The 7,333-nt window shown below is 74.7% G+C and carries 8 protein-coding genes; 4 read left to right on the top strand and 4 right to left on the bottom strand.

The features are described from left to right. Window positions 1-401 (top strand): YchJ family protein (locus ADL08_RS07025; RefSeq protein WP_053641193.1); only part of this gene is annotated, 401 nt, incomplete at its 5' end. A gap of 63 nt (window positions 402-464) precedes the next feature. Here ADL08_RS07025 and ADL08_RS07030 read toward each other — a convergent pair. Next, entirely contained in the window at window positions 465-2,558 is a 2,094-nt protein-coding gene (locus tag ADL08_RS07030) for an MDR family MFS transporter (RefSeq protein ID WP_053641194.1), read from the bottom strand. Between the two features lie 122 nt (window positions 2,559-2,680). Continuing rightward, entirely contained in the window at window positions 2,681-2,875 is a 195-nt protein-coding gene (locus ADL08_RS07035; protein ID WP_051716123.1) for a hypothetical protein, read from the bottom strand. 538 nt (window positions 2,876-3,413) lie between these two features. Here ADL08_RS07035 and ADL08_RS07040 point away from each other — a divergent pair. Then, window positions 3,414-4,298, top strand: coding sequence for an alpha/beta fold hydrolase (locus ADL08_RS07040; protein WP_053641195.1), 885 nt, complete (start codon window positions 3,414-3,416; stop codon window positions 4,296-4,298). Window positions 4,299-4,325: 27 nt separating this feature from the next. On the opposite strand, the gene ADL08_RS07045 is transcribed toward ADL08_RS07040, so the two are convergent. Together ADL08_RS07045 and ADL08_RS07050 are read right to left on the bottom strand one after the other, a co-directional pair. Next, window positions 4,326-4,991: a TetR/AcrR family transcriptional regulator gene (locus ADL08_RS07045; protein WP_053641196.1), complete on the bottom strand. Its 666-nt coding sequence runs from the start codon at window positions 4,989-4,991 to the stop codon at window positions 4,326-4,328. A gap of 50 nt (window positions 4,992-5,041) precedes the next feature. Then, entirely contained in the window at window positions 5,042-5,833 is a 792-nt protein-coding gene (locus ADL08_RS07050; RefSeq protein WP_053641197.1) for an IclR family transcriptional regulator, read from the bottom strand. A 200-nt stretch (window positions 5,834-6,033) separates the two neighbouring features. Here ADL08_RS07050 and ADL08_RS38950 point away from each other — a divergent pair, with 200 nt between their 5' ends. Together ADL08_RS38950 and ADL08_RS07055 are read left to right on the top strand one after the other, a co-directional pair. Beyond that, window positions 6,034-6,150, top strand: a complete 117-nt coding sequence (locus ADL08_RS38950) for a putative leader peptide (RefSeq protein WP_324610443.1) — start codon at window positions 6,034-6,036, stop codon at window positions 6,148-6,150. Between the two features lie 320 nt (window positions 6,151-6,470). Continuing rightward, window positions 6,471-7,333, top strand: an 863-nt coding sequence (locus tag ADL08_RS07055; RefSeq protein ID WP_053641198.1) for an ABC transporter substrate-binding protein, incomplete at its 3' end; no start/stop codon positions are given.

The raw sequence follows: 7,333 nt of genomic DNA on the forward strand, positions 1-7,333 counted from the left end.
CTCCCGCCGTGACCCCGGGCTCCCCCTGCCCCTGCGGCCTCGACGCGGCCTACGGCGCGTGCTGCGGCCGCTTCCACACGGGCACGGGCGGCACGGCGCCCACCGCCGAACTCCTGATGCGCTCCCGCTACAGCGCCTTCGTCGTCCGCGACGAGCCCTATCTGCTGCGCACCTGGGCGCCGGAGACGCGGCCGGCCGAGGTCGACTTCGACCCGGGGCTCCGCTGGACCGGCCTGGAGATCGAGGACACCACCGAGGGCACCGCCTTCCACCAGCGCGGCACCGTCGCCTTCACCGCCCGTTACGTCCACGGCGGGGAGCCGGGCGCGCTGCGCGAGCGGAGCCGCTTCGCCCGCCACGAGGGGGCGTGGGTGTACGTGGACGGGGACTTCCCCGAGTAGTCCGCCACCTGGTGCCCGGCCGCGGGGCGGAGACCGAGCCGCGGGCAGGCGCCCCGGCGGGCCTCAGCGGCTGCCCGCCACCGCGCGCGACCCCGAGCGCGGGATGCCGCTCGCCAGGTCCTCCGCGACGATCTTCTTCGCGATGGCGTCCGTCGCCGCCCGCAGCTCGGGCCCGCTGGGCCGGCCGCGTTCCCGCTCGACGCGGTCGGTGAGCCAGGTGCCCCAGGCGTGCGTGATGACGTCCGCCTCCCGCCTGCCCGCCGGGGTGTGGGAGAACAGGTTGCCGTCGCGGGTGAGGTAGCCCTCCTCGATCATCCGGTCGAAGACCGGCAGGAGCACCTCGGGCGGCACCCGCCGCCCGGCCGCGACCAGGCCGAGGCTCGCGTGCCCGACGGTCCGGGTGTACAGCTCGACCTGCATCACCGCCCACGCGCCCGCCACGTCGAGCCGGGTGTCGGACCCGTCGACGATCCGCCGGGCCGTGTCCGGGCCGGTGCGGCGCAGGATCCGCCCGACGGACAGTTCGAGGAGCCTCGCCGAGTCGCCCGACGTGGTGGGGGAGGCGAAGCCCTCGCCCATGTCGGGGGCGGCGGCGCGCGCCGAGTCCCGCAGCTTCACCTGCGGGAGGAGGAGGGCGACGACGAAGCCGACGGCGGCGACGGGCACGGTCCACAGGAAGACGGTGTGGAGGGTGTCGGCGTAGGCGCGCACGATCGGTTCCGCGACCGCGTCCGGCAGGCCGTGCACCCCGGCCGGGCTCTGCGCGGCCCGCCCGACGGCGGCCGGGTCGAGCCCGAGGCCCCCGGTGACGGCGGAGGCCTCCCGGACCCCGTCCGCCAGGTGGGGGCCCAGGGAGTTGGCGTAGATCGTGCCGAAGACGGCCGTGCCGAAGGAGCTGCCGAGGGTGCGGAAGAAGGTGACGCCGGAGGTGGCGGTGCCCAGGTCGGCGTAGTCGACGGTGTTCTGCACGGCGATGGTCAGGACCTGCATGCACAGGCCGATGCCGGTGCCGAGGACGAACATGTACAGGGACGCGAGCCAGGTGCTCGTCCCCGGCTCCATCAGCGAGAGCAGATAGAGCCCGACGCCCATCACCAGACAGCCGACGAGGGGGAAGGTCCGGTAGTGACCGGTCTTGCCGACCACGTTGCCGCTGAAGACCGAGGCGATCAGCAGACCGACGACCATGGGCAGGGTGCGGATGCCGGAGACGGTCGCGGAGTCCCCGTCGACGTACTGGAGGTAGGTCGGCAGGAAGGTCATCGCGCCGAGCATGGCGAAGCCGACCACGAAGCTGAGCACGGAGCAGACCGTGAAGACGGGGTTCCCGAACAGGCGCATGGGCAGCATCGGTTCGGCCGCCCGGGTCTCCACCAGGCAGAACAGGCCCAGGGCGACGATCCCGCCCGCGAAGAGCCCGACGATGACGCCGGAGCCCCAGGCGTACTCGTTCCCGCCCCAGCTCGTGGCCAGGATGAGGGCGCTGGAGCCGGCGGCGACCAGCGCGATGCCGGCGTAGTCGACGACCGGCCTGCTCGCCGAGCGGACGGAGGGGATCGTACGGGCGGCGGCGATCACGACCAGGATCGCGAGGGGCACGTTGACGTAGAAGGCCCAGCGCCAGCTCAGGTGGTCGGTGAACAGACCGCCGAGGAGCGGGCCGACGACGGTGGAGACGCCGAACACGGCCCCGATCGCGCCCTGGTACTTGCCGCGCTCGCGCAGCGGGATCACGTCCGCGATGAGCGCCATCGAGGTGACCATCAGACCGCCGGCGCCGATGCCCTGGAGGCCGCGCCAGACGATGAGCAGCGTCATGTCGGTGGCCAGTCCGCAGAGGAACGAGCCGGTGATGAAGACGACCGCGGAGATCTGGAAGACCACCTTGCGGCCGAAGAGGTCGCCGAACTTGCCGACGAGGACGGTCGCGACGGTCTCGGCCAGCAGGTACGAGGTGACCACCCACGACATGTGGGCGGCGCCGCCCAGGTCCGAGACGATCGTCGGCAGGGCGGTGCCGACGATCGTCTGGTCGAGGGCGGCGAGGAGGACGCCCAGCACGATCGTGCCGAAGACGATGTTGCGGCGGCGCCCGTCGAGCACGGGCGGTTCGGTGGCGGCCGGGGGCGCGGGCGCTGCGTCGCTGGTCGTGGTCACCCTGGCAGCGTCACACCGGCCCCGCCCCCACGCATGTGGGGGACGGCCGGACAGGTGTCGCTCCGGCACGGTCCCGTCACGGCCCCCCGAGGGCCCCTTCGGGGCTTCGACGGGGCTTCGCGTCAGGGGGTGACGGGCAGCTCGGGGTGGTGCTTGGCGAGGATCTTGTTGGCCCGCGCGAGCGCCGCGAGGGCGTGCTCGCGGTCGGCCCGGTCCTCCGCGCAGAGCGGCCCCCGGAACCGGTAGACCTCGCGCGCCGCGCAGTCCGCGTCGACCTCGGCCTGGAGGACGTGCAGCGGCAGACAGGCGCCGATCATCGCGGCCACGCGGTCGGGGATCGGAACGGGTACGAGGCGCGAGGGCGAGGTGATCACGGGTCAGTCCTAGTGGGTCCGGGAAGGGTACGGAAGAGTCTCTCCCCCATACGTACCGGATGGCGTCGCGGGTTCGGGTACGGAGACGTCGCGGGACGGTGACGGCCACGGGCGCCGCCGGCGGTCCGCGCGGACGCCGGGGGAGCGGACCGGGCGCGAAGGGTGATCTTCCGGGCGGCGTTCCCGCAGGTGCGGGGGCCGGAGGACGTCGGCGGTCCGCGCGCCTTCTCCGCGTATCGGCCGCGCGTTCGGCGAACGCGAGATCCACAAGGGGTCGTTGGGGAAGATCCATTTCTGATGGAGTGTGAAGGATCTCACTCGTCGGTCCGGAGTCTTTCGGAGCGGGTGGGGTATGTGCTCGCGCTCCCGCCCCTCGGTGCGGTCGGGCACGCCGTCGAACGGGCCGCCTCGCCTGTCATAAAAACAACACGAACGGTCGTGCTAGTATTTTTTCACACCCAGGTCACCGAGGAGATCCGCCATGCGTCCGATGGCCCCACTCGTCCGCACCTTCCTGAACACCGCCGCCCGCGTCGCTCCGGGCCCGGCCGGCCGCGTGGCCTTCCACTTCTTCGTCCGCCCGCTCGGCCGGGCCCGGGTGAAGCCCGACGAGCGGGCGATCATGGCCGCCGCCCGCGTCGGACACCTCCGCGTCCGGGGCAAGGACGTCGTCACCTACGAGTGGGGCGACGGCCTGCGGCCCGTCCTGCTCGTCCACGGCTGGTCCTCGCGCGCCTCCCGCCTCGGCGCCTTCGCCGAAGCACTGCTCGCGCGCGGCTGCAGCCCGGTCGCCTTCGACGCGCCCGGCCACGGCGACTCCCCGGGCCGGGCGTCGAACATCATCGAGTACCGGGAGGTCATCCGGCGGCTGCACGTCCGGCACGGCGACTTCGACGCCGTCGTCGCCCACTCCTTCGGCGTCCTCGCGTCCCTCTTCGCCCTGCGGGACGGCGTGCGCACGGCGCGCTTCACCGGCCTCGGCGCGGTCGGTTCCTTCGCCTTCCTCACGACGGGCTTCCGGGAGCGCCTCGGCGTGGACGAGCGGGTGGTCCGGGCCCTTCGCGGCCACGTGGAACGCCGGCTCGCGCCGGACGAGCCCGGCGTCTGGGCCCGCTTCGAGGCCGACCACGAGCCCGAACGGCTCGGCGCGCCCGCCCTGTTCTTCCACGACGAGGACGACGACATGACGCCCCCGTCCCAGTCGCGCCTGCTCGCGCGCGCCCACGGCGACCGCGCCCGGCTCGTCGTCACCCGAGGCCTCGGCCACCGCCGCATCCTGAAGGACCCGGACGTCGTCGCCGGGACCGTGGAGTTCGTGACGGCCCCGCTCGCGGGGGCGCCGGGGGAGCGGGTGGCCGCCGGCTGAACCGCCGCCGGGCGGCGGGGGGAGGGGTCACGCGGAGGCGAGGGCCTCCCGGCCCCGGTCCGTGGCCGAGGCGCCCAGCCGCGCCGCGATGCCCCGCTCGGCCCGGCCGTACGCCCCGGGCTCGCCGAACAGCACCGAGTGCGCGTTGGCCGCCTCCATCAGGGCGATCACCTCGAAGGCCAGCTGCTCCACGTCCAGGTCCGCCGCGAGCTCCCCGGCGGCGCGCGCCTCCGACAGGGTCCGCTCCACGTACGCGGTCCAGTCGTGGCGGGCCCGGGCGACGGCGTCGTGCACCGGGCCCGTACGGGCGTCGAACTCGGCGGAGGCCGCGTAGAAGAAGCAGCCGCCCTCGAAGACCCGCTCCGAGGAGTACGCCAGCCAGTTCCCGCACAGCTCGCGCACCCGCACGGCCCCCGGCGGCACGTCCCGCAGGGGGCCGACCACCCGGCGGGAGAAGACGGAGACGGCGGCCCTGACCGTGGCGAGCTGGAGCTCCTCCTTGGAGCCGAAGAGGGCGAAGACACCGCTCTTGCTCAGGCCCAGCTCGGTCGCGATCCGCCCCAGGGACAGGCCTTCGAGGCCCTCGACCGAGGCGATGTCCATCGTCCGGCCGAGCACGAGGCGCCGGGTCTGGTTGCCGCGCTCGACGCGCCCGTCCGTCTTCGTCCCCGTACCGCCGGTGCTGCCGCTCATGCCTCCATCGTACTGAACGCACGACCGTGCGGAATTCTCGTCGGGCCCCCTCAGGCGCCCTCGTCGAAGCCGCGCCGCTCTCCCGGGGCGAGGAGCAGCACCTCCAGGGCCCGCGCCGTCGCCCGCGCCTGCGCCAGGTACCAGTCCAGTCGCTCGTCGGTGATCAGCTCCGGGGTCCCCCGGAGCGCGAGCGCGAACCGCGCGTGACCCGCCCGCTCCAGGACCGGCACGGCCACGGTCCGCACCCCGTGGGCCGACTCGCCGTCGTTGAGCGCGTACCCCGCCTCCCGTACGCGCTCCAACTCGGCCGCGAGCAGCGGCGGTTCGACGATGGTCCGCTCGGTGAACGCGTACAGCGGCGGCAGGGAGCGCGGTCCGCCCTCGCCCGCCCTCGGCCACGCCAGCAGCACCTTCCCGAGCGCCGTCGAGTGCAGCGGCCTGCGCAGGCCCACCTTCGGGGTCACCGAGCCGCCCGCCACGATCACGACGTGCGGACCGCTGCGCAGCGCCAGGTCGGCCGTCGCGCCCGTCCGCTCGGCCAGGTCGGACAGCTCGGGCGCCGCCAGGTGCAGCCCCCGCTGGTGGTACGAGAGGCGGCCCAGCTCCGTCATCGCCGGACCGAGCCGGTAGCGGGCCGTCCTGGCGTCCTGTTCGAGGAAGCCCGCGCCGAGCAGCGTCCGGGCGAGCCGGTGCGCCGTGGAGGTGGAGAGCCCGAGCCGCCGCGCGAGCTCGGAGGCGCTCAGATCGGGCCCGTTGTCGTGGAAACAGTGCAGCACGTCCAGTGCGCGGCGGACCGCCTGGGCGCCCGCCGGGGGACGGACGATGCCGGCCTCGGTCGTCATAGGGTTCGCTCCCCGTGGGTGATCGGGCTCCCACGCTCCCACATGGCGGGAGCCGAATCAGCGGCCCCGCGAGGTCGGAAACACTCCGTTCACGAGCAATCCCACATGGTGGGAGACGAGTTGTGGGCGGTCGGACTTCCATGGCAAGGTTCCGGCCAACGCAGCACCACGGCGGTACCGAGCGGAAGGGAGCAGGGCCGGTGACGAACGGACGCCGTACGACACGATGCGCGCCCGCCGCCTCCCCCGTCCCGCTCGGGCTCACCCGCCGCCGCCACATCGATCTGGCCCGCGTCGCGGGCGCCACCTGTCGCTGACGCGACCGGCGGCCGGCACCGGCCGCCACCGACCGTCCCCGGCGCGACACACCGGTGACGGCTCCGGCCGGCGACACCTTCGTCCGCGACACCTTCGTCCGGCGACCTCTTCGTCCGGCGACACCTTCGTCCGGTGCGCCTCCGGTCCGCCGGGCCTCCGTCCGCCGACGTCCGCCGCCCGCCGGGGCGTGGCCGAAAAGCCCCTGTTCCGGCATCCGCCGACCGCCGGGGCCGCCCCCTCCCTCCGAGCCGGAGCGGTTCCCCGGCGCCTCCGCGCCCACCGCCGCCCCCTCGACCCACCACACCCCGGGAAGCCCTCCATGACGCACGCCCGCGTTCCCGACACGCTCTGGTTCACCCGCTGCCCCGTCCCCACCGCCACCGGCGTCGCCGCCGACCGGGGCTGGCTGGCCGGGGAGTTCGCGGCCGACGGCATCGCCGTCCGCTCGCTCCAGGACGCCGAACCCGGCGCCGACCGCGCCACCCACTTCACCCACGCCCTTCCCGGCCTCTTCCGCGAGGGCGGCAACGTGCCCGCCCTGTGGGCCCGTTCACGGGGCGAGCGCACCCGGCTCGTCGGACTCACCTGGATCGAGGAGCGACAGGCGGTCCTCGTCGCCCCCGGCTCCCCGGTGCGCGGCGCCGCCGCCCTGCGCGGACTCCGGCTCGCCGTGCCCCGCCACTCCGTCCCCATCGACTTCTGGCGCGCGATGGCCCTGCGCGGCTTCGAGGGCGTCCTCGCCTCGGCGGGGTACGCACTCGCCGACGCCGTCCTCGTCGACGTGCCCGCCGACGGGCACGAGGGCCAGTGGGCCGCCGAACTGGACGCCCTGCGCCGGGGCGAGGCCGACGCCGTCTACGTGAAGGGGGCCCTCGCCGTCGAGGCCGCCCGGCGCGCGGGCGCCGAGGTGGCCGTCGAGCTCGACGAGCTGCCCGACCCCGCGCACCGCGTCAACAACGGCACTCCCCGCCCCCTCACCGTGCACCAGGACCTCCTGGACGAGCACCCCGGCCTCGTGGCCCGCTTCCTCGCCGTCCTGCTCCGCGCCGCCGACTGGGCCGCGGGCGAACCGGACGAGGTCGCCCGCATCCTCGGCGCCGAGACCGGCGCGGGCGCGGAGGGGGTCGCGGGCGCCTACCGGCCCGGCACCCACCGCACCCTCCACCCCGACCTGTCCGAGAC

Origin of the sequence: Streptomyces sp. NRRL F-6492 (genome assembly GCF_001280125.1) — a bacterium.
Lineage (GTDB): Bacteria > Actinomycetota > Actinomycetes > Streptomycetales > Streptomycetaceae > Streptomyces.